The organism is Phytopseudomonas daroniae (genome assembly GCF_004327275.1).
GTDB classification, from domain to species: Bacteria; Pseudomonadota; Gammaproteobacteria; order Pseudomonadales; family Pseudomonadaceae; genus Aquipseudomonas; species Aquipseudomonas daroniae.
On sequence record NZ_QJUJ01000018.1, the window covers coordinates 1 to 21,422 of the forward strand.

Sequence of the window (21,422 nt, forward strand, 5' to 3'; positions counted from 1 at the left end):
AGGGTGGACACGGCTTGCAGCTCCTCCCCCGATGATCAGTCGGGAACTATCGCCTCTGGCGAGGAGGTAGTCGAGATACAAGGGTGGACGACGCTTCACCTGCGCGGCCCGATCCGTCCACCAACCTGGCGATCGCGATGGTGGATGAAAAGAGCGTCATCCACCCTACGGCCGCTACCGCCTTATTGCCGTCGATCTGTAGGAATACGGTGGGATTACAGCTTGAAGTTGCCCACCAGATCATCCAGCTGCCTGGAGAGGCTCTGCAGGTTGCTGCTGGCATCGTTCAACTGATCGGCGATCAGTGTGGTTTCCTGGGTGAACTGGTTGATCTGCTCGACGTTGCGGTTGATCTCTTCGACCACGCAGGACTGCTCCTCGGTGGCGGTGGCGACCTGGATGTTCTGGTCGCTGATCTGGCTGATATGGCCGTTGATCTGCGCCAGGGCTTCAGAAGCCTTGGCGGCGTACTCGACCACGCGTTCGCTTTGCTGGCGTCCTTTGGCCATCGCCTCGACGGCCGAACGGGATTCGGCCTGCAGGCGGTCGATGACCTTCTGGATTTCTTCGGTCGAGGCACCTGAGCGACTGGCCAGGGTACGAACCTCATCGGCCACCACGGCGAAGCCGCGGCCTTGCTCGCCCGCTCGGGCAGCCTCGATGGCGGCGTTGAGGGCCAGCAGGTTGGTCTGCTCGGAAATGCTGCGAATGGTGCCCAGAGTGGCGCTGATCGCGTCGATCTGCCCCGCCAGCGCGCCGACTACATTGGCTGCCTGCTCCAGCTCACCGCTGAGTGCATCGATCTGCCGGTTGGCCTGATCCACCACTTCGCGCCCGCCGTTGGCGTGCTCGGTGGCCTCGCGTGCCACCTGGGCCGCATTTTCGGCGTTGCCGGCGATCTCGTTGACCGTCGAACCCAGTTCGTGGATGGCGGTAGCGACCTGTACCGTGCGGTCGCTCTGGGCGGTGCAGTTGCTTTGCGTCAGTTGCGCGCGTTCGGCCACCTCGCGGGCCATGTCGGAGAGCTGCCGCGAGTTGCCGGCCAGTTGCTGCATGATGCCGTGGACCTTTTCCAGGAAGCGGTTGAAGCTGTGGGCGATGTCGCTCAACTCGTCGCTACCGCTCAGCTCGATGCGGGCGTTCAGCGCCAGGTTGTCGGCGGCGTTGCCCAGGCTGCTCTGCAGGATGGATACGCGACGCCGCAGGTTGGTGACGATCAGCCAGGAGGCGATGAACGACACCAGCAGGCCGAGCACGATGATCGTCAGCTGATGGGTACGGCCTTGCTCGTAGTTGTCGGTGCTGCGCTGGTTCTGCTGTTCGGCTTGCTGCAGCAAGGTGTCGAGCAGTTCGTTGGCACCCAGGCGCATCACGCCGTAACTCTTCGCGTACTGGTCGCTATAGATCTGCTGCGCCCTGGCCATGTCGCCGCCATCGAGCGCCTGCAACATCGGCGTGAGTTCGTCGCCGACCATCGTCTCGAACTGATCGAGCAGCCGCTGCGCCTGCGCCCGCCGCTCCGGATTGACCTGCGCCTCGACCGCGTCGCGCATGGCCTCGCGCATGCCGGGGATGTCCTCGTTGAGGGCCTCCTGTACGCGGGTCTTGACCCCACGCTCATCCCGCAGGGCGGTATCCTGCAGCAGCATCATGTCGATGCCCACGCGCATACGCGGAATTCGCGAGGCGGCTTCGGCCATGGCACGCATGGGGGCAGAGGTATTGAGGTAGAGCGCACTGGCCTCCTTCTGCATATTGGACATGCTGTTGAGGCTGGTCACGGCAACCAGAATCAGGGCGATGCAGGGGATGGCCACCGCGATGATCAGGCGGGTCTTGAGTGTCAGGGTGTCGAGGCGCATGGGTGTGGTTCCATGTCAGTGAAGTGGCGCCAGTATACGGACGCCGATGATTTCATGCTGCCATGTCGCCTGCACCGTTCGGCGGGCCGCATCAGGGCTGGCAGCGGGATCGAGCAAGGGGACTCCAGCAAGCCGAGCGGCCGCATTGCTAGCGTCGCTACCGGCTTGGCGAGGCTCGCCGGCAGGACGAGGCGGCCAGGCAGTTCCTCAAGCTGGGCATCGAGACGATGGTGGCGCCGATTCGCCGCGGCAACTGGTCAGCACGAGAACGCCAGTTCCTCGTCCAGGTAGCGTACCGACAGCCTGTGGCCGCTGCCGGTGATGTCGAAGGGTTCGCACAGCGCGCCGGTGGAGACGATGTCACCGGCGCGCAGCGTTTCGCCGCGTTCGGCGGCGTGGGCGTAGAGCGCCGCGAGCGAGTTCAGCGGATCGGTGGCGGCATCTCCGCTCAGCACACAGGCTTTCGGCTCGCCATCGAGGTGCACGACGGTCGTTTCCGCCAGGCTGCGCAGTACCTGCAGATCCAGGCCATCGCAGGCGGGGGCGCCGATGATCAGGGCTTCGAAGCCGACATTATCGGCTGTGAAACTCGGCCAGCCGACACGCTTGCGGTCGACGAAGCGTGAGCGCACTACCTCGAAGGTCAGGCAGGTATGGCGAATATCATCGGGCTGTACGCTGCGGTTCGGTAGCGGCTCGATATCGCGAGCCAGCACGAAAGCGATCTCGCATTCGATGGTCAGTGGTGCACGCGTCGGTAGTTGCAGATCAGCACCGCTGGCGTGGCAGCGTGCCGTTTCCAGTTGACCCACCAGCGGTCGCGCCAGCTGTGCGGCGCGCATGGCGGCGGGGCTGCCGACTCCCAGTTTCCAGCCGGCTCGAGTACCGCCCGCTGCCTTGAACAGGCAATCCTGAGCGTCATAACCCTGCTGCAGCGTATGGGGACGCAGCTCGGCGGGCAGGCTATCGAGCAGCGTTTCTGCGCGCCAGGTTTTCAGCAACAGCGTGGCGCTGGTATCGGGGTCGAAAGGATCGGATTGCATGGGGGGTTCCTGGTGCGCGAAGTGATGATCAGTGAAGTCGAGTTGGCGCCACGTTCTGGCTTGCTGGGGCGGCGCTCAGGCCGGCCGCAGTGTTCCCCGACGGTAAACGATCATGCCTGCTCCTGGCGACCTTCGGCGAAATACAGTTCGAGCAGTTTGCGCGAGGGTTTCTTGACGGCCTTGTCCAGATCTACGAAGGAGAACCAGCGGCAGTCGGCGATTTCGTTCTGGGGCCTGGCGTCCAGCGACTCCGGCACGCTCACGCGGAAAACTGGTGGGGACGGCTATCGAATTGGTGCAACGCGAGGAATTCCAGCACTTCGCTGTCCAGTCCGGTCTCTTCGAAAAGTTCGCGCAGCGCCGCTTCCGCCGGCCCTTCATTCGCTTCGATCTTGCCGCCCGGTAGTGTCCATTTCGCTTCGGCCTTGCGCACCAGCAGAACTTTGCCGTGCTGATGGCAGATAACGGTGGCGCGGTGTTTGGCGGATTTGATCATGGGTGTTCCAGACTTCATGTGCAGTGTTGATACAGGGTGTTGAAATGGCAAAAAGTTCGCTCTGTTTGACCTGTGCAGTCCATCATTGTTGTACCCGCGATAACCGCATGGTAGACGCCTGCGCCAATCATTTCAGAAACGTCGGCGAGCGTGCGTCGAGTACGTCACGCTTATTGCCAATCGAATACAACTCCATGCCCAGTCGCTGCGATCGTGGGCCGGTTGGCAGACGCATGGCAAACCTCCAGTCAAAAGAGGCACCACGTTGAGCTTGTTTGAAACAGTTGATTAGAATAGGCACTGAATATTTTAATGACTATTCGATAGGTCGTATGAGGTTTGATATTTCTAGGTGGCCTGTGCTTGCATAATAAATGAGACGGTAATAAGAAACGACTCCAGTGTTATCGGATTGGCGAGTTGGTTACTCGGATACGGTATTTGAAACGGATTTTTTGCAACGATTAGGTTTAGAAAGGCGTATAACTTGATCGAATAAGAACCAAGGCAAGGCCCGCATGTGGTAGGCCTTGCCACCATCACCTAGGATGAGCGCTTAGCGCCACCACCGTGGCTGTTCTGCCCACCCTTGCGGCCTGCCTCTGCCGCCTTTGCGCGATCATTGGAAAAATTGCCGCCACTTTGCTGGCCGCCTTTACGGCCGGCTTCCGATGCTTTTGCACGATCATTAGCGAAGTTGCCAGGATTGCTGTTGGTCATATCATGCTCCCGATTAATTAGCGTATGAGGCCGATCCTCATGGAGTACGAAGCAGCTTCCAATGTATTCGTTCGAGTTTAATGCTTTATAAAAGGACGGACGGTAAAGGTGATGGCGAAACAAGATCATGGCGCGCGGTAATTAAAACGCTTGTAGGGTGGCGTGCAAAATGCCAGAGCCAATAGCGCTGTTCTTGCATTGTGCATGATCGGTTTTTCACGCTGCCTTGTTTTTATTGAGGAAGTTTCTGGCATCGCTGATGCATGGGTTTTCTTTCACTGTCGATCGACGGTGAGGTAAATCCGAACCTGCCTGCGAACGCAAAAAATAGCGCCGATTTATTCGCGCGTAACCAAAGCCACTCACATCCAGAGGTGAGCTGTGATGATGTCCATTTTGGAACAGCGGCAGATCGTCGAGTCTGCCTTTCTGCCCCTCGACTGCCGTTGCACCATCGAGGCTGGCGACACCGTGGTCATCCAGATCCGTGCTGCCGAGGGTGGTCGGGCGCTGCTGAGCGTTACAGGTATTGATCGCTCGGAGCTTTCCAGTTCGCGAAGTATTTCGCAGCTGGTGCTACGTCTGAGACATCGGCTGGAAACCCAGAGCCAAGGCGTGGAGAAGCCCACGCGTAAAAGCGGTAGCCTCGCTTAGGAGAGCTGCTCACGGCACAACTGCGGTAATTCAAACCCGTCACGCGAGGTGAAGGCATGAGCAGCGATCAGATGGAAACACTTTGGGCCGAGCAACGCAGCGGTATTCTGGCCGAAGCGCTTGGCATCAGTCGGGAAGAGGTCGATCAATGGGTGATCGAGGATTACCCGGATGCCGATGCCGACGGCTCGGTGTCGGGGCATATCGTCGAGATTTCCGATGAAGCACCGCCATCGCTCGTAGAAAAGCTCGGCGGCACCACCGTGAGGTTAGCGGCGCTGAGTTTCAAAGAGGGTTTGGAGGGCGCCTGAGTTGTCAGCATGGCGGGCTTCACTCAGAGAGGCCTAGCGCCTCAAGGGCTGACCAACTGAGCGAGGTGGGCGGCGATATCGCGACGGCGGAAGGGCTTTGCCAGCACCTCGAAATTGCCGATCTGCAGTGGGGTTAGGTTGGCGTCACCCGTGATGATCAGCACGTGCAGGTCAGGCATTCTATACCGCAATTCCTGGGCGAGCTGTACGCCGGGTTTGTTCGCCATGATGTGGTCGGTGACCAGTACATCAGGCTTCAGGCCGGCGTCGACCAGATTCAGCGCAGCCGCTGCCGAATTCGCTTCGGTCACCTCATAGCCGAGGTCATGCAGTTGCAGGCTGGTGGTCTCGCGCGCCAGGTTTTCATCATCGACCAGCAGGATGTGAGCGGGCCGCGGCGCCCGTGGCACAGCCTCTTCGATGTCGTTGTTGTCGCTGGCCGCCGGAGCATCGGTGGTCGGCAACCACAAACTCACCCGCGTGCCGTGCCCCACTTCCGAGGCGATATCGAAGCTGCCACCCGACTGAACGAGTAGCCCTTGCACCATGGGTAATCCGAGGCCAGTGCCCTTGCCGACGCCCTTGGTGGAATAGAAGGGTTCAACGCAACGGTGCAGTGTTTCCTCGTCCATCCCGCTGCCGCTATCCACCACCATCAGGTGTACGCACTGACCGCCGCCCAGGCTGTTTACAGCGCCGGCTTCCTGCTCACTCGGCTGCGCGACGATTTTCAGCCGGCCGCCATCGACCATGGCGTCGCGGGCATTGACCGCCAGGTTGAGAATGGCCAGTTCCAGCTGATGCGGGTCGATGAGCACGGTCGGCATATCATCGGGAATATCGATGACCACCTCGATCACTGGCCCAAGAGAGCGCTGGATGAGATCGCGCATGGCGGAAATCAGTGTGCCAAGCGCTACCGCCTGAGGTTTGAGCTTCTGCCGTCTGGCAAAGGTGAGCAACCGCGCAACCAGAATGCGTGCGCGATCCGCCGCCTGCAGGGCGCCATCCACCAGTTTGGTGGAGCGCTCGTCCGGCAGCCGGCGGCGAATCAGTTCGAGGGACGCCATGATGGGAGTCAGCAAATTGTTGAAGTCATGGGCGAAGCCGCCAGTGAGCTGGCTGACCAGCTCCATCTTGTGCACCTCATGAAGCTGCGCCACAGCCGCTTCACGCTGCGCGACCATGCTGGCTACGCGGTCTTCCAGGCTCTCGTTCAACGCGCGCAGCTCGGCCTCGGCCCGCATGCGTTCGCTGATGTCCACACAGACGCAGATCGTTCCGGTGATGTTGCGCTGCCCATCCAGCAGCGGTGTCACATGGTTCTGTACCCAGACGGTCGTGCCATCGGGCTGGCGGTAACGGCTGGTGCCTTCGAACTGCTGCCCGCGGCGCAGGCGGCGCTCGCATGCAGAAGCGACCTTTGAGGTTTCACCCGACTGGCCAACGTCATACAGGCTCTGGCCAAGCAACTCTTCACGGCTGCGCCCGACGATTTCGCAATAGCGGTCGTTGACCTGGGTGAGTGTCCAGTCGTCGCACACCGCGATGCCGGCGCTGGCCTGATCGAACATGGCCGACAGTTGTGCCGAACTGACCCGTAATGCCTCTTCAGCCCGCGCATGGTTGATCCACTCCCAGGCCAGCTTGGCGGTTTCTTCCGCCAGGTGCGCTTCGCAGTTGGAAAACACATGGGTGGGTTCATGCTCGATCACCAGCACGGCGTCGAGCGTGCCGTGACACAGCACTGGCACATGCAGCGTTGTGGGCTTGTCCGGATAAGCCTGGTGCAGGAGCGGCTGTCCGGAAAGCAGCACGTCGGCTTGCGCACTCGTATAACGATGCGAGGCCGCGTTGCCGGCTGGCTCCGGCGGGTAACTCTGGTGCGCGCTGAGTGCCTTGCCGTCACCGAGGTTTTCCGCGAAGAACACTCGGGAGGCGTTCAGCTCTGCGGCCAGCTTGCGCAGCACGAGGGTTTCCACCTTGTCGGGGTCGGTGATCGACGGCAGTGCCTGTCCCAGTTCGACCAGGAACGCTTGTCTGCGCTCGAACTGCACCTTCTGAGTCGTCTCGTTGACGACGCAGAGCACGCCGCCGACCGACCCGTCCATCTCGCGTACCGCCGAATAGGACACATCGAAATAGACGGTTTCGCCGCGGCCATGGCGCTTGATGTAGAAGGGGCGATCCTTGGCGGCGAACGTTTCCCCTGTTTCACGCACGCCGCGTAACAGCGGTTCGAGGTCGTCCCACAGCTCTGCCCAGTTTTCTATTGCCGGTCGGCCCAGGGCCTGTGGATGTTTGTCGCCGATACTCGGTGCATAGGCATCGTTGTACAAGGCGACGTACTGCGGGCCCCAGAACAGCACGATTTGCGCCTTTACCGGAAGCACGGTGGCCATGAGGGTCTTCAGGCTGGGCGACCACTCGCTGGGGGAGCCAAGTGGCGAGTTGGCGCTGTTGCCGTTTCGCAACAGTTCGCCGATTTCACCGCCGCCGGCGAGGAAGTCGAAGCGCGGAGTGGCGCTTTCATCAGGAGCGGTCTTGGTCAACTGATCCATATCATCAAGGCGAGCACTGTAATTGAGAGGGGCGAGACGAGTCAGGTCTTGCTTTTATGAGGTGTAAAGCCGTGGTTGCGTTCCAGCAGATTTTCGCAATGTCGACGAGTTGCCGGTTCTCCCCGGTAATGGCGAGTTGTTCCAGTCGGCACGCGTGACGCCAGGTCGCGAGCGAAGCCCATGAGCAGCAACCCTGGAGAACCCGATCCCAAACGGTGCACAAGGCAATCGACCAGTTGCACCGTCAACTGAAACAACGCTCCGCAGGGGTGAGCCGCACAGCCGCTTTCGAGTGCGGGACGGGCTGGCTCGGCATTGCTGCTTTATCGATCAGCAGTCGCCTTGCCTGGCTTCTCGGTCTGGTTGAGCAGGTAGCTGCGGCGGATGCGTTCGACCTCGCCGCTGCGGATCAGGGTTTGCAGAGCAGCGTTCAATTTAGGCAGTTGATCCGCATGCTGGCGCTGCAGTTTCATCACCAGCGGTGCGTCGCTGAGTTTCGCCCCGCGGGCGAAGCGTCCAGGTTCGAGGTGGCGAGCGGTGAGCAGGTCGGCGAATACGTCGTCTACCATCGCGATGGCGTCCACCCGGCCGAGTAGCAGCAAGTCCAGCAATGCAGGCTCTCGCGAGGTTTCCACCTTCACCAGCCGATCATCCTGCAGAGCGGCATGCAGGCTTTGGTAGGTATAGCCACGCACGATGCCGATTCGCAGCCCTTGCAGCTTGTCGAGCGGTAGTCGGCGCGCGGGGTGGTCGCTTAGAAAGTACAGATACTCGCGAACGTGCAGATACGGCTGTGAATACACGAAGCGTTCGCCAGCATTCGCCGGGTTCCACAGCGGTGAGTCCGCGTAGTTGAGATCCAGGCGGCCCTCGTCGAGCAGCAGGTTGAGGCGGTTGGCCGGGTAGAACACGAAGTCCATCTGCTGGCCGTTCTGTTCCATGACCTTGCGGGCGATGTCGACGGCGATGCCCCTGGCCTGTCCGCTGGCATCCTGAAAACTGTAGGGATGCCAGTGTGCGCCACCCCCCAGCAGAGGTTGCGCCGATCCTACGGTGCACCACGACGCCATCAGCAGAACGCAGCTGTACAGCACGCTGCAAAGCCTCATAGAAACCTCATGAACATCCCTGTTGAGATGGGCGCGAGTTTAAACCAGGGCCATGGCGGGTTAATGTCGACTGATATCCGATATCCGCCATTGCAGCGTGTCGTCCGGCAAATCCATAGCAAAGCGCCGACCTCCAGATCGGCGCTTTCGTATCGACTGCCAAATACGGTTGAGCGAGAGGGCCTCCATCAATTGCCCGCAAGCGGGCTCCTGCGGTGGCGGTAAGCGCCTTAAGGAATCAGCTTGGCATCGCGCAGTTGTTCGAACACGGCGAAGAACGCTTCGTCGCTGGCCTGGTAGTCGAGGAAGCCCAGTTTACGGCTTTTCGACATATCGGTGACCACTTCGATGGGGCGTCCAAGGTCGGCGTCGGTGTGCCACGGGGAAATCAGGCGCTCGATGTCGGCTTCGGCCAGCCCCTCCTCCATGGCGAGCTTGAGCCAGACTCCGGCGTCATCGGCCATCTGCTGTTCCAGCGGCGCGGGCTGGCCGTCGAAGGCGGCGGCTTCGATGCCGAACCATTCGGCGATGCGGTGCCACATCCAGCTCCAGCGGAACACGTCGCCGTTGACCACATTGAACGCCTGGTTGGCGGCAGCCGGTGTGGTCGAGGCCCAGTGCAGTTGTTTGGCCAACTGACGGGCGTCGGTCATGTCGGTGAGGCTGTTCCACTGCACGGCCGAGCCGGGGAAGCGGAATGGGCGTCCGGTTTCGCGGCATACCGAGGCGTAGACGGCAAGAGTGGTCGCCATGTTCATGGCATTGCCGACTGCCACGCCGGTGATGGTGTGCGGGCGGTGCACGCTCCAGGTGAAACCATCGCGCCTGGCGGCGGCGAACACTTCGTCTTCCTGGGCGTAGTAGAAGTTTTCCACGTCCAGGCGGCCCTGTTCCTCGCGGAAGGGCGTCTGTGGCAGGCTGCCTCTGCCGTAGGCCTCGAATGGGCCGAGGTAGTGTTTGAGCCCGGTGACCAGGGCGACGTGCTTGACGCTGCCGGCTGCGCGCAGGGCGTCGAGCAGGTTGCGGATCATCGCCGAGTTGACGCGGATGTTCTCCGCCTCGGTGGCCTGGCGTGCCCAGGTGGTCAGGTAGACGTGGCTGGGTTTCAGCCCTTCGAGCGCGCTTGCCAATGAGCCTGGGTCGAGCAGGTCGGCGGCCAGTGGGGTGATGTTTTCGGCGGCCTTGGGGTGACGGGCCAGGCCCGTGACCTGCCAGCCCTGATCGGCCAGCAGACGAGAGGTGGCGCTGCCGACGATGCCGCTCGCGCCAACGACCAGTGCGTGATGTGTCATTAGAGATTCCTTCGGAGTTAGGGCATTGGCACCATAACGATGCTGCGAACTCAAACCAAGACGGCACCAAAAGGTAACCACCCCGATGCAGACCGGATCACCCGAGGAACAATGGCGCGAGGATTGTGCGCCGCGCCGTGTGCTGGAGCTGTTCTCCACCAAGTGGACGAGCATGATCCTGCACAGCTTGCACGCCCGCCACGGCGGCAGAGCCCGCGCGGGTGTGCTGCACCGCAGCCTGCCGGGCATCTCGAAGAAAATGCTGGTGCAGACGTTGCGCGAGCTGGAAGCCAGCGGGCTGGTGAACCGGCAGGTGTACGACAGCGTGCCGCCGTCCGTCGATTACTCGCTCACCGAGCTGGGCGAGCGCCTGGTCGAACCCATCGAACTGATCTACGACTGGGCTCGGCAGAATGCATCGGCACTGGATGCGTTGCAGCCCAGGCAGACGTCACGCAGACGCTGATCTCGATGGGGCCGTCCATTTTGTAGGAGCCCCGACCCGGGGCGAATCTTGCAGGCAACGTCGATAGCGCGGCATGGCCGCTATCGCTTCGCGCCGAGGACGACGCTCCTACGAGTCCTGCGTGGTAGCCCGGCGACGGGCGTTCTGTGTCCGACTCGTAGGTCAGCAGCCATCAGGCCGGCTGCATCCCCGCGCGCTTTAGTAACTGCTTGCAGCGTTCGGATAGGTGCACCACGCGCAGATGTTTGCCGGCCTTGCTGTAGCGCTCGCGCAGGGTCATCAGGGCGGCGATGGCCGAGTAGTCGACGAAGCTCAGGTGACGGCAGTCGAGGGTCACCTCGGCGGGGTCGTTGGCGGCGTCGAACAGGTTGAGGAAAGGCGCGGTGGAGGCGAAGAACAGCGTGCCGTGGGGCAGGTAGAGTTTGCTGCTGTCTGCCTCGATATGGCTGTCGGCGTAGAGCTCGCGGGCGTGGTGCCAGGCGAAGTTCAGGGCAGCGATGACGATACCGCACAGCACGGCGGTGGCCAGGTCGGTGAGCACGGTGATGACGGTTACCGCGATGATCACCAGCACGTCGTTCATCGGCACCTTGCCCAGCACCCGCAACGAAGCCCAGGCGAAGGTCTGTTGGGCGACCACGAACATCACACCGACCAGCGCGGCCAGCGGAATCAGCTCGATCAGCGGCGAGAGAAACAGTACGTAGAGCAGGATCATCACCCCGGCGACCACGCCGGAGAGCCGACCGCGGCCGCCGGAGCTGAGGTTGATCATGGTCTGGCCGATCATCGCGCAACCGCCCATGCCGCCACACAGACCGGAGGCTATATTGGCCGCGCCCAGGGCCACGCATTCGCGATCCGGGTGGCCGCGGCTTTCGGTGATTTCGTCGGTGAGGTTGAGGGTCAGCAGGGTTTCCAGCAGGCCGACCATGGCCATCAGCACCGCGTAGGGCAGGATGATCCACAGGGTTTCCAGGCTCCAGGCAATCTGTGGCAGCGCCGGCACGGGCAGGCCGCCGGCGATCTGCGCCATGTCGCCGAGAGTGTGGGTCGGTAACTGCAGGAACCAGGTGAGCAGGCCGACGCTGAGAATCGCCGCCAGGGCCGGTGGGATGGTGCGGGTCAGGCGCGGCAGGATGTAGACGATGGTCATGGTCAGCGCCACCAGGCCGAGCATCAGGTACAGCTCGTTGCCGGCGATCCAGTGGCCGTCATGCTGGAAGTGCTCGAGTTGCGCCATGGCGATGACGATGGCCAGGCCGTTGACGAAACCGAGCATCACCGGATGCGGCACCATGCGCACCAGCTTGCCCAGGCGCAGGACGCCGAAGGCCAGCATGATCAGGCCGCCGAGCAGCACCGTGGCGAGCAGGTATTGGACGCCGTGTTGTACCACCAGAGCGACGATGACCACGGCCATGGAGCCCGCAGCCCCGGAAATCATCCCGGGACGTCCACCGAACAGGGCAGTGATCAAACAGATGAAGAAGGCCCCATACAGACCCATTAGCGGATTGACCTGGGCCACCAGGGCGAAGGCGATGCACTCCGGCACCAGCGCGAACGATGATGTGAGACCGGCCAGGACATCGGCGCGCAAACGAGCGATTTTCATGGGTTACCTGATCAAGCAAGACGAACGCCCCTGCGAGTGAGGGGGCGTGGCACGGCCTGTGCGGCCTTGGAATTGGAAGGCTGTCGATGGTAAGGAATCAGCGGGGCGAAGGCCAGTGCCGGAAATCTGCTCAGCGGGGCTCGAAGGCCGGCCGGATTGCGCCTTCAGGCCGCGCCACTGAGGCCGTTCCACCCCCTGCGACGACATAACCCACCGTGCAAATGTGGCCTGGCTGGCATTTGGAGCGACCAATAGGTCTAATCTCATTTTTCTCCGGCGACCAATCGACATTACACTGTCGCCTGCCCAAAAAACGATGACGAGGTAAACGCGTTGATTATTCACCCTAAAGTTCGTGGTTTCATCTGTACCACCACCCACCCGCTGGGTTGCGAGCGCAACGTGGCCGAGCAGATCGAGGCCACGCGCAAACTGGGCGTGCGTAACGACGGTCCGAAGAAGGTGCTGGTTATCGGCGCCTCCAGCGGCTACGGCCTGGCCGCGCGTATCACGGCCGCTTTCGGCTTTGGCGCCGACACCCTGGGCGTGTTCTTCGAGAAGCCGGGCACCGAAACCAAGGCCGGCACCGCTGGCTGGTACAACTCGGCTGCGTTCGACAAGTTCGCCAAGGCCGAAGGCCTGTACAGCAAGTCGATCAATGGCGACGCTTTCTCCGACGAAGCGCGCGCCAAGGTCATCGAGCTGATCAAGAACGAAATGGGTGGCAAGATCGACCTGGTGATCTACTCCCTGGCCTCGCCGGTGCGCAAGCTGCCACAGAGCGGTGAAGTGATCCGCTCGGCGCTCAAGCCCATCGGCCAGCCGTACAAGTCGACCGCCATCGACACCAACAAGGACACCATCATCGAGGCGGCCATCGAGCCGGCCAGCGAGCAGGAAATCGCCGACACCGTCACCGTCATGGGCGGCCAGGACTGGGAGCTGTGGATCAATGCCCTGGAGCAGGCCGACGTGCTGGCGCCCCAGGCGCGTACCGCAGCGTTCAGCTACATCGGCACCGAAATCACCTGGCCGATCTACTGGCACGGCGCGCTGGGCAAGGCCAAGCAGGATCTGGACGAGACAGCCGTTCGCCTCGACAAGCGCCTGCAGGCCAACGGCGGCGGTGCCAACGTGGCGGTGCTGAAATCGGTCGTGACCCAGGCCAGCGCGGCCATTCCGGTGATGCCGCTGTACCTGTCGATGGTCTTCAGGATCATGAAGGAAAAGGGCCTGCACGAAGGCACCATCGAACAACTGAACCGTACCTTCCGCGATCGCCTGTATCGTGCCGATGGCCAGGTGGCCGAAGTGGACAGCGAAGGCCGTCTGCGTCTGGACGATTGGGAGCTGCGTGACGAAGTGCAGGACGCCTGCAAGGCCTTGTGGCCGCAAGTGACCACCGAGAACCTGTTCGAACTGACCGACTACGCCGGTTACAAGCACGAGTTCCTCAAGCTGTTCGGCTTCGAGCGCAGCGATGTGGACTACGACGCTGACGTGGCCACCGACGTCGAGTTCGATGTGGTTCAGCTGTAAGCAGAAGGCTACCAGCCGATGCCAACAAGGGGACGCTTAGGCGTCCCTTTTGTTTTCGTATTCCAAGCCCAGACTGCAAGGCAGAAACAAAATTACAGACCTTGCCGTTTGACGCCTATGGCTACTTCCGCTCAACCCACCGGTTCGTCGGTATTCACGTAACGAGGCACCTGCGCCAATGGTAGGCGGCGAGCTTGTTCGACGCTGATTCCCGGGCGCTTGGGTAGCGATTCCAGGCGTTGAGGCTGGCCACTTTCCAGGGCGCGCTCGATGGCTGCGAGGATGCGTACGTCGCGCCAGCCTTCATCACCGTCCGGCTCCGGCTCGCGGTTCTGCAGGATGCAGTCGGAGAAGTACTGGGTCTGGCCGCCGAACTGATCGACCACCGGATGTGTGTGCTCCTTGGTCTCGTCACCGATGATTGCTCGGTAACCGATCGCCACGCCCTTGCCGAAACCGAAGCAGGGCGAGGCTTCGAACTCACCCTTGCTGCCGATCACCTGCAGGCGTTGGCTGCCGGGCAGGCTGTAGCTGACGGTGAAGACGGCCAGGCGCTCGTCGGCGAAGCGCAGGGTGACGGTCACGGTATCCGGGGTGTTGATCTCGCAGCCGGGTGTCTGAATCGCCGCGGCCCGGACTTCCAGGGGCTCATCGTCGAACAGGTTGCGTACCGCATTGATCGGGTAGGGGCCCATGTCGGTCACCGGGCCGGCCCAGTAGCCGCTCTGCATGCGGTGGTTGGCCGGGTCGACGGTCTGCGTGAACGTCGCGGTGAACAGGCGCGGGTCGCCGATATCCCCCGAGCGAATACGGTGGATCATCTCCACCGTGCCAGGCTCGAAGTGCAGGCGGTAGGCGATCATCAGCTTGGCGCCGGAGCTCTGGGCGGCGGCGGTGATGGCCTTGCAGTCTTCTTCGCTGGTGGCCATGGGCTTTTCCAGCAGCACGTGAATGCCCGCTGCCAGGGCGGGCTCGGCGAACTCGCGGTGGCGGAAGTTCGGCGTGGCCAGATAGATGGCGTCGATCTCGCCCGAGGCGAGCAGCGTGGGAAATTCCTCGTAGCTGTAGCTCTTGATGTCATACAGCGCAGCCAGTTCGTCGGCCTTGATCGGATCGCCAGTCACCAGCGCGGTGATCACCGAGTTGTCGGTCTGACCGACGCCGGGCATGAACGCCCCTTGGGAAATCCAGCCGCCGGCTACCACTGCGTAACGAATCTTGCCTTGTGCATCGGGCATTTCAGATCTCCTGTGCATTACCGAGCCCTGTGCTCGGCTCCTATGGAGTCGGCAGGCGTCGGCCGTTGAAGTTCAGTAAAAACGCCGGTCGGCACGCGCCGGGCAATGCCCAGGGAGCGGGAGCTGATCAACATTTGCCGCAAGGTCTTGGTCTATTCCGTCTACAGCGGCACGCGGGACATCATCAGCCGGCTGAAGATGCTGCTGGAGCAGGAAGGTTTCCCGGTGGCGGTACTGCGCGCAAGCGTGGATGCCAGCCGCCGTGAAGACTGGATGGCCGAGCAGCCCGATTGCGGGATCGACATCCTCATCACGAATCCGAAACTGGTGAAAACCGGCCTGGATTTGCTGGAGTTCCCCACGATTGTTTTCATGCAATGCGGCTGGAACATCTACACGCTGCAGCAGGCCGCGCGCCGTTCCTGGCGCATCGGGCAGAAGCAGCCCGTGCGGGTGATCTACCTGGGCTACTCGGCCACGTCGCAGATGACGTGCTTGGCCCTGATGGCGAAAAAGATCCTCGTGTCTCAGAGCACATCGGGTGATGTCCCGGAATCGGGGCTCAATGTGCTCCACCAGGATGGCGACTCCATCGAAGTCGCTTTGGCCCGGCAGCTTGTCGCGGCCTGATCCATCGGATGTCTGTGCTGGCGACCCCGCGTGCATGAACACCGCTAGGTCAGCATGACGGGCTGGTCATCAGAGCTGTCGTTGTATTCCAGACATTGCTCTGCGAAAATTCGCAGTTTTGTGCAATGGTTAGTTCTCGGAAACGATCCTTATCAGTAAGGAAGGTGCGCACAAGGCGGGCGGAACTAAACAGGCCAAGCCATTTGATGAGGGGGCTGAACAGGAGCAATGAGCAACATAGTCTTTACTCATCGCATTCACAGGGCGATCTTGCATACTGTAATTATCTCTGCCTGCCTTATTCTGATCGGGGTTGAAGTTCTCTCTATCTGCGCGCAGCGTCAGGCACGCCTGCATCAAGCGGAAGTCAACGTGCTGAACTTGTCCGTGTCTCTAGCACAACATGCTTCCGACAGCCTGAAGATCGCCGACGCTACGCTTGGACCACTCGCGGAAGCGATGGCCAGACCTGTTCAGCCCCATCAGCAAAGCCTGCATGAAATACTCGTCAGTCAGGTTGCCCGCTCCGATCGAGTTCATGGAATTTTTGTATATGACGCGGAGGGGAACTGGGTTAATTCGTCATTGGCGCAGCAGACTGGCTCGCATAATAATGCTGATCGTGAGTATTTCATGCATCATAAAGAAAACACTACGACTCTGCCGTTCATCGGAAGACCGGTGCGCTCCCGCTCAGACGATAGCGACATCATAACGATCAGCCATCGTTATAACCAACCGGATGGAAAGTTCGGCGGCGTCGTACTTGCCAGCATCAAGTCCGACTACTTCAGGAATTTCTACAGAACATTGGATGTTGAGGACAACGGGAAGATTGATCTTATCCGAGAAGACGGCATCATCCTCGCCGGCGTTCACGGCCATGATGGTTCAGATGAAATGGCGGTTCCCAACCGGGAAGCTTTCGACGCAATCAAGCACCTTGGAAAAGGTAATTTCATCCATCGTGACGATAGTGAGCAAACCGTCAGAATTGCCGCATTCTCATCTGTCCCTGAGTTTCCCCTTTTCGTCTTCGCTGGAGTGGATCGGCGTGAGGTACTTTCCGGTTGGTGGTTGGTAACCCTGTCTGGCGTCGTCGGGACAGTGGTCTGCATATCCTTGCTTATCGCTGCCGCCATTTGGCTGGATCGCCAACTTGTAGCAACCCAGCGCAGGGAGATTCACTTCCGTAGAGAATCGGAAGTTGACGGCCTCACGGGTATTGCGAACCGACGGATATTCGACAGTCATCTCGCTGCCAGGCTAACGGAGAGCTCTTCATTTCCCATATCGTTGAGTCTGTTGCTGATCGACGTCGATCATTTCAAGCAGTTCAATGACCGATACGGCCATGCGGGTGGAGATGACTGCCTTCGTCAGATTGCCCATGCGCTACAGTCGGTTCAGCGACGAACGAATGATCTTGTGGCCCGTTATGGCGGTGAGGAGTTTGCCATTCTCCTGCCTGACTGTGATCTTCACCAGGCTCATACAATGGCGGAAGAGGTCAATTCGAAGATAAGGAATCTTGCCATCCAGCACGAGTCGAGCCCCCACGGTATAGTGACAGTCAGCATTGGCGTCGCAAGCACAGTCATCGCCAATGAAATCACGCCGAGGACATTGATTGAGCAGGCCGACGCAGCACTTTATCGGGCCAAGGAAAACGGGCGCGATACCGTCTGCTCGTGAAACCGGAGCCAAAACGATTAACTGACTTCTTTCGGCGACCTGGAGTCTGTTCACCCTCCCTTGAACAGCGCCAAAAATGGCCAGATGGACGAACTGCAAGCTGCTATTAGGCTTGCGCCCACAGTGCATTAGTGACCGTCGACTCTTCTCCATTGCGTCCATCACGCCGGATCAGGCCTCGCGAGTCGCCACAGACGCGATGCCATGATGGATGGCTCCGCTACAGGGATATGCTGTATATCTAAGGCCGTGGTTGAAGTTGGGACGAACGCGACGGCACGCCAGGATGCGAGGATATGGCAGGGATCACACGAGGGCGGCCCATGCGTACCGATAACGGCCAATCGCGTAGCAATTTCGCTCGCCGCGGGCTGCTGCCCAGGGTACTCGGGCTGCCCGTTGTCGCCATCTGCGTCAGCGTGCCGCTATGGGAGTTGCAGCGCCCCGCGTGGGTGTGGCTGGCCCTGCTGCTGTTCGCTTTTGTCTGGCCCTGGCTGGCCTTCGGCCTCAGCCGTATCTACCGCGAGCCGGCGCGCATGGAGCGCTGGCATATCCTCTTCGACTCCTTCGCCGCCATGTTCGCCCTGGCCGCCGCCGGTTTCAGCCCGCTTGCCGCCGCGGTGTTCGTCGCCATGCTCACGGCCAACAACGTGGCCGCCGGCGGTATTCGTTTCGTGGCCCGGGCGCTGCTCGCACAACTGGCCGGCGTACTGGTCGGGATGCTGTTGTTCGGCGCCACCTTTCACGCCCCCGTCACGCCGCTGCACCTGTATGCCTGCATGCCCATGCTGCTGTTGCATCCGATGATGGTGGTGACCCTGTATCGTCTGGCGCTGAGCCTGGGCCAGAGCCGCAGGGCCATGTGGCCGGCGATGCGCTACTGACCCGTCTGGGCCAGATGATCCATGGCTGCCTACGGCAGATCGATGCCGCCGGTTGCTACGGCGGCGACGCGTTCTGCGTGCTGCTGCCCATGACCGGCCTGGAGGATGCCCATGCGGTGCTGGAGCGTCTGCGGCAGCAGGCATCGGAGTCCGAGCGGGGCGATACCGAACTGAGCATCGGCATCGCCGCCTATCATCCGCAGATGCAGTCGGTGGAAGACTGCATCCGCGCGGCGGACAAGGCGCTGTACCTGGCCAAGCACCAGGGCTACAACCGAGTGATCAGCAGCAATGCGTCGCCGTTCGATGGCGAGCGTTTCTCCGTGTCGACCCTGGTCTGAGGCTCCGGAACCTTTGTCGGGCATTGGCGGAAATCATCGCGCTGATCCGTGGTCTGTATTCGCGTCGCCATGCGCGGCGCCCTCGATCAATCGCCATTGGCCCATGGAGCGTTCCCGATGAAAGCCCTGTTTTCCAGCCTGCTGCTTGCCGCCGTCGTGCCGGCATTCGCCGACGACACGTCCAATCCGCGTTGCGCGGCGAAGGAGGCGGATATCGAGCAGCAGATCCGTATCGCCGAGGAGGCTGGTCAGAGTGGCCGGGTCAGGGGCTTGAATACCGCGCTGCAGCAGGCGCGCAGCCACTGCACCGATGCCGGACTGCAGCGCGAACTGCAAGACAAGGTGAACGAAGCCCGTGCCGAGGTGCGCGAGCGCGAGGCGGATCTGCGTGAAGCCGAACTGGACGGCGACGCCGACAAGATCGCCAAGCGCCAGGCCAAGCTGGAAGAGGCCCGCGGCGAACTGCAAGAGGCCGAGGCCGCCCTGCACCCCTGAGCAGCGCGCTACTCTGCATCGCCGGAGTCAGGGTTGACCAGTGGAGCGTCGACCCCGGCGCGATGCGATGGCGGCCATGCTGCAAAAATCGCGGTATGGCCACGATTCGCCGCGGGGGCGCGGTTCCTGCGCACATGTGGCCATTCTGCGCGCTTGTTGCTGAATCACGCTGGGCCGCGTAGGTGACAACTCAGCGGCGATTGAAGGGGTGCCGGCCATCCTGCCTGCTGCGTCCCTGAGCAGCGCCGCAGCCTGGCGTGGGAGGGGCTTTAGCCGCGATGGCCGATCGCCGCTGAAGCGCCTCCCACCAATGGGTGCCCGCTGGCCTGCGATCCGATCAGGTTCTGAAACGCCCTACCAAGCCATTCAACTCACCGGACAGCGACTCCAGACGTTGTGAGTCACTGCGCGCCGAGTGCGCCAGTTCTTCAACCAGTTGCGCATCGGTGTGGATCTGCGCGATGTGCCGATTGATGTCCTCGGCGACCTGGTGCTGCTCTTCGGCTGCGGTGGCGATCTGGCTGTTCTGATCGCGGATCTCGTCCACCGAGGTGCGGATCTGCTCGAAGCTGTCGCGGGCCTGCTGAATACGCTCGACGCTCTGCTGCGACATGCTCAGGCTGCTCTGCATCTGCTTGGTCACGTCCTGGGTGCGCTTGGCCAGCCCGCCGAGCAGGCTGTCGATCTCACCGGTGGAGTCGGCAGTGCGCTTGGCCAGGGCGCGCACTTCGTCGGCGACCACGGCGAAACCACGACCCTGTTCACCTGCACGTGCGGCCTCGATGGCGGCGTTGAGGGCCAGCAGGTTGGTCTGCTCGGCGATGGAGCGGATGGTGTCGAGGATGGCGTTGATGTTCTTGCTGTCCTGCTCCAGCACCTGCATGGCCTGGGCCGACTTCTGCAGGTTTTCGCTCAGGCGCGAGACGCTGCCGGTGGCTTCGTCGATCTGCAACTGACCGTCATGCACCTGACGCTGGCCGGAGTCGGCCGAGGAGGCTGCCTGGCTGCAGGAGCGGGCCACTTCGTTGGCGGTGGCGACCATCTCGTTGAAGGCGGTGGAAACCAGCTCCACGGCTTCGCGCTGACGGCCGGCGGCGTCATTCATGTCGCGGGCGACGCGGGTACTGGCGTCAGAGGCGGTCTGCAGATCCGCCGAAGCGCTGCCGATGCGTTGCACCAGAGTGCGGATGGCGCCGAGGAACTGGTTGAACCAGCGTGCCAGCAGGGCGGTTTCGTCGTTGCCGCGTACATCCAGGTTGCGGGTCAGGTCACCTTCGCCCTGGGCGATGCCTTCCAGGCCGCCGGCCACGCTGCGGATCGGCCTCACGATCAGGCCGGCGAAACTGGCACCGACAATGGCGAACAGCACAGCCAGCACGGCCGCGATGATCGCGATCTGCCAGGTCAGGCTGGTGGCCTTGGCCATCACTTCGCTGCGCTCGATCAGACCAACGAAACGCCAGCCGAGGGTCTGCGACGACCAGACATTGGCCATGTACGGCACGCCGTTCAGCTCCACTTCGATCAACCCCTGCTCGACCTTGGCCAGCTCGGCATAGCCGCCGCCCAGATCGCTGAGCAGCTTGAAGTTGTGCGAGGCATCGCGCGGGTCGACGAGTACGTTGCCGTTGTTTTCCAGCAACATCAGATAGCCGCTCTCGCCGAGCTTGATCTGTTTGACCAGGTCGGTGAGCTGCTTGAGCGAAACGTCCAGGCCGAGCACGCCGGCCGGCTGGCCCTGGGCGTTGTCGATGGTGTGCACGGTCCCCATCAGCACGACGTCATCCGGCGCCCAGTAGTAGGCCGAGGTGCGCACGGTCTTGCCCGGCGAGGCCATGGCAGCCTGGTACCAGGGGCGCACACGCGGGTCGTAGTTGCTCAGCGTGGGGTCGTCCGGCCAGATCGCGTAACCGCCATCGGGTTTGCCGATCGACAGATAGGCGGTGGTCGGGTGGCTGGCAGCGAACTGGGTGAACATCTGCAGCAGCGCCTGGTTGCTTTCCGGCAGAGGCGTTTGCGCGGCATCGGCGGCGGTGTAGTCCTTCAACTCACCGGTGCTCTGCACCTGCGGGTTCTTGGCCAGGAACTCGACGTTCTGCGCGATGGCGTCGAAGAACTGATTCATGGCGTTCTCGATCTGGCGGATCTCGCGGCTGCTGCTGTCGAGGAAGTTGTCCTGCGCCTGGGTACGCAGATTGACCACCACCACGACGGCGACCAGTACGACGGGCACACAGGCGATGGCCGCGAAGGCCCAGGTGAGTTTCTGTTTGATGTTCACGGCTGTTCCTGCTCGAGCGAGAGAAGTTGTTTTTGAAGCGGGAGGCAGTAGAAGAAAAATCTTCAGGCGCTGTGCCGGCCTGTAAATATCGAATCGGCGGAGGGCAGATAAACTTGAAGGGTATTTGCTATGCCGACCGCTTCTTCAGGAGTTGGCAGGTTCGGTGCCATGTAGAAAGCGACATGTT

Annotated in this window: 19 protein-coding genes and 1 pseudogene; 9 read left to right on the top strand and 11 right to left on the bottom strand. The window is 61.6% G+C overall.

Translation table 11 applies throughout. The annotated features are described in order from the left end of the window. Positions 1-215 precede the first annotated feature (215 nt). The 5 genes from DNK10_RS25275 to DNK10_RS25290 form a co-directional block, all read right to left on the bottom strand. Entirely contained in the window at positions 216-1,862 is a 1,647-nt protein-coding gene (locus DNK10_RS25275; RefSeq protein ID WP_131193421.1) for a methyl-accepting chemotaxis protein, read from the bottom strand. Between the two features lie 257 nt (positions 1,863-2,119). Next, complete coding sequence (locus tag DNK10_RS25280) at positions 2,120-2,905, bottom strand: 2-keto-4-pentenoate hydratase (protein WP_131193422.1); 786 nt, start codon at positions 2,903-2,905, stop codon at positions 2,120-2,122. Positions 2,906-3,015: 110 nt separating this feature from the next. Beyond that, positions 3,016-3,168 (bottom strand): NUDIX hydrolase, encoded by a 153-nt coding sequence (locus DNK10_RS26255; RefSeq protein ID WP_244216322.1) that lies wholly within the window; start codon positions 3,166-3,168, stop codon positions 3,016-3,018. Continuing rightward, a complete protein-coding gene (locus DNK10_RS26260; protein WP_244216323.1) occupies positions 3,165-3,401 on the bottom strand; it encodes an NUDIX domain-containing protein in 237 nt (78 codons plus the stop codon). Before DNK10_RS26260 ends, DNK10_RS26255 begins: the two co-directional genes overlap by 4 nt. Before the next feature lie 543 nt (positions 3,402-3,944). Beyond that, positions 3,945-4,121 (bottom strand): con-10 family general stress protein, encoded by a 177-nt coding sequence (locus DNK10_RS25290; RefSeq protein WP_131181320.1) that lies wholly within the window; start codon positions 4,119-4,121, stop codon positions 3,945-3,947. A 384-nt stretch (positions 4,122-4,505) separates the two neighbouring features. Here DNK10_RS25290 and DNK10_RS25295 point away from each other — a divergent pair, with 384 nt between their 5' ends. Together DNK10_RS25295 and DNK10_RS25300 are read left to right on the top strand one after the other, a co-directional pair. After that, complete coding sequence (locus tag DNK10_RS25295) at positions 4,506-4,775, top strand: DUF1652 domain-containing protein (RefSeq protein ID WP_242674700.1); 270 nt, start codon at positions 4,506-4,508, stop codon at positions 4,773-4,775. Positions 4,776-4,831: 56 nt separating this feature from the next. Continuing rightward, complete coding sequence (locus tag DNK10_RS25300) at positions 4,832-5,086, top strand: hypothetical protein (RefSeq protein ID WP_131193423.1); 255 nt, start codon at positions 4,832-4,834, stop codon at positions 5,084-5,086. A 41-nt stretch (positions 5,087-5,127) separates the two neighbouring features. Here the strand turns inward: DNK10_RS25300 and DNK10_RS25305 are convergent, their stop codons facing one another. The 3 genes from DNK10_RS25305 to DNK10_RS25315 all read right to left on the bottom strand — a co-directional run bounded on the left by DNK10_RS25305 (position 5,128) and on the right by DNK10_RS25315 (position 10,048). Next, a complete protein-coding gene (locus DNK10_RS25305) occupies positions 5,128-7,647 on the bottom strand; it encodes a PAS domain S-box protein (RefSeq protein ID WP_131193424.1) in 2,520 nt (839 codons plus the stop codon). A 323-nt stretch (positions 7,648-7,970) separates the two neighbouring features. Next, positions 7,971-8,756 carry a substrate-binding periplasmic protein gene (locus DNK10_RS25310; RefSeq protein ID WP_131193425.1) on the bottom strand — a complete coding sequence of 262 codons (786 nt, stop codon included), beginning with the start codon at positions 8,754-8,756 and terminating at the stop codon, positions 7,971-7,973. A gap of 230 nt (positions 8,757-8,986) precedes the next feature. Continuing rightward, the gene (locus DNK10_RS25315) at positions 8,987-10,048 is read right to left on the bottom strand and encodes an SDR family oxidoreductase (RefSeq protein WP_131193426.1); all 1,062 of its coding nucleotides are present in this window, start codon (positions 10,046-10,048) and stop codon (positions 8,987-8,989) included. A gap of 85 nt (positions 10,049-10,133) precedes the next feature. Between DNK10_RS25315 and DNK10_RS25320 the strand changes: the two genes are divergently transcribed. Then, on the top strand, positions 10,134-10,514 hold the full coding sequence (locus DNK10_RS25320; protein WP_131181314.1) for a winged helix-turn-helix transcriptional regulator: 381 nt from the start codon (positions 10,134-10,136) through the stop codon (positions 10,512-10,514). Between the two features lie 172 nt (positions 10,515-10,686). Here DNK10_RS25320 and DNK10_RS25325 read toward each other — a convergent pair whose 3' ends face one another. Further along, the gene (locus DNK10_RS25325; protein WP_131181313.1) at positions 10,687-12,132 is read right to left on the bottom strand and encodes a SulP family inorganic anion transporter; all 1,446 of its coding nucleotides are present in this window, start codon (positions 12,130-12,132) and stop codon (positions 10,687-10,689) included. 333 nt (positions 12,133-12,465) lie between these two features. Here DNK10_RS25325 and fabV point away from each other — a divergent pair, with 333 nt between their 5' ends. Next, positions 12,466-13,671 (top strand): enoyl-ACP reductase FabV, encoded by a 1,206-nt coding sequence (gene fabV, locus DNK10_RS25330; protein ID WP_131181312.1) that lies wholly within the window; start codon positions 12,466-12,468, stop codon positions 13,669-13,671. A 131-nt stretch (positions 13,672-13,802) separates the two neighbouring features. Here fabV and DNK10_RS25335 read toward each other — a convergent pair whose 3' ends face one another. Next, the gene (locus DNK10_RS25335; RefSeq protein WP_131193427.1) at positions 13,803-14,909 is read right to left on the bottom strand and encodes a Gfo/Idh/MocA family protein; all 1,107 of its coding nucleotides are present in this window, start codon (positions 14,907-14,909) and stop codon (positions 13,803-13,805) included. Positions 14,910-15,017: 108 nt separating this feature from the next. Here DNK10_RS25335 and DNK10_RS25340 point away from each other — a divergent pair. From DNK10_RS25340 to DNK10_RS25355, 5 genes and pseudogenes are all read left to right on the top strand, one after another. Beyond that, positions 15,018-15,539: pseudogene (locus DNK10_RS25340) on the top strand (C-terminal helicase domain-containing protein); the annotation flags it as partial. A 228-nt stretch (positions 15,540-15,767) separates the two neighbouring features. Next, a complete protein-coding gene (locus DNK10_RS25345) occupies positions 15,768-17,234 on the top strand; it encodes a sensor domain-containing diguanylate cyclase (protein ID WP_131193428.1) in 1,467 nt (488 codons plus the stop codon). Between the two features lie 323 nt (positions 17,235-17,557). Further along, positions 17,558-18,118: an MASE2 domain-containing protein gene (locus tag DNK10_RS25945; protein ID WP_165496037.1), complete on the top strand. Its 561-nt coding sequence runs from the start codon at positions 17,558-17,560 to the stop codon at positions 18,116-18,118. Continuing rightward, entirely contained in the window at positions 18,097-18,459 is a 363-nt protein-coding gene (locus DNK10_RS25950; RefSeq protein WP_165496038.1) for a GGDEF domain-containing protein, read from the top strand. The genes DNK10_RS25945 and DNK10_RS25950 overlap by 22 nt, the downstream gene beginning before the upstream one ends. 117 nt (positions 18,460-18,576) lie before the next feature. Then, positions 18,577-18,954 carry a DUF1090 domain-containing protein gene (locus DNK10_RS25355; RefSeq protein WP_242674701.1) on the top strand — a complete coding sequence of 126 codons (378 nt, stop codon included), beginning with the start codon at positions 18,577-18,579 and terminating at the stop codon, positions 18,952-18,954. Between the two features lie 337 nt (positions 18,955-19,291). Here the strand turns inward: DNK10_RS25355 and DNK10_RS25360 are convergent, their stop codons facing one another. After that, entirely contained in the window at positions 19,292-21,235 is a 1,944-nt protein-coding gene (locus tag DNK10_RS25360) for a methyl-accepting chemotaxis protein (protein WP_131193430.1), read from the bottom strand. Positions 21,236-21,422 lie beyond the last annotated feature (187 nt).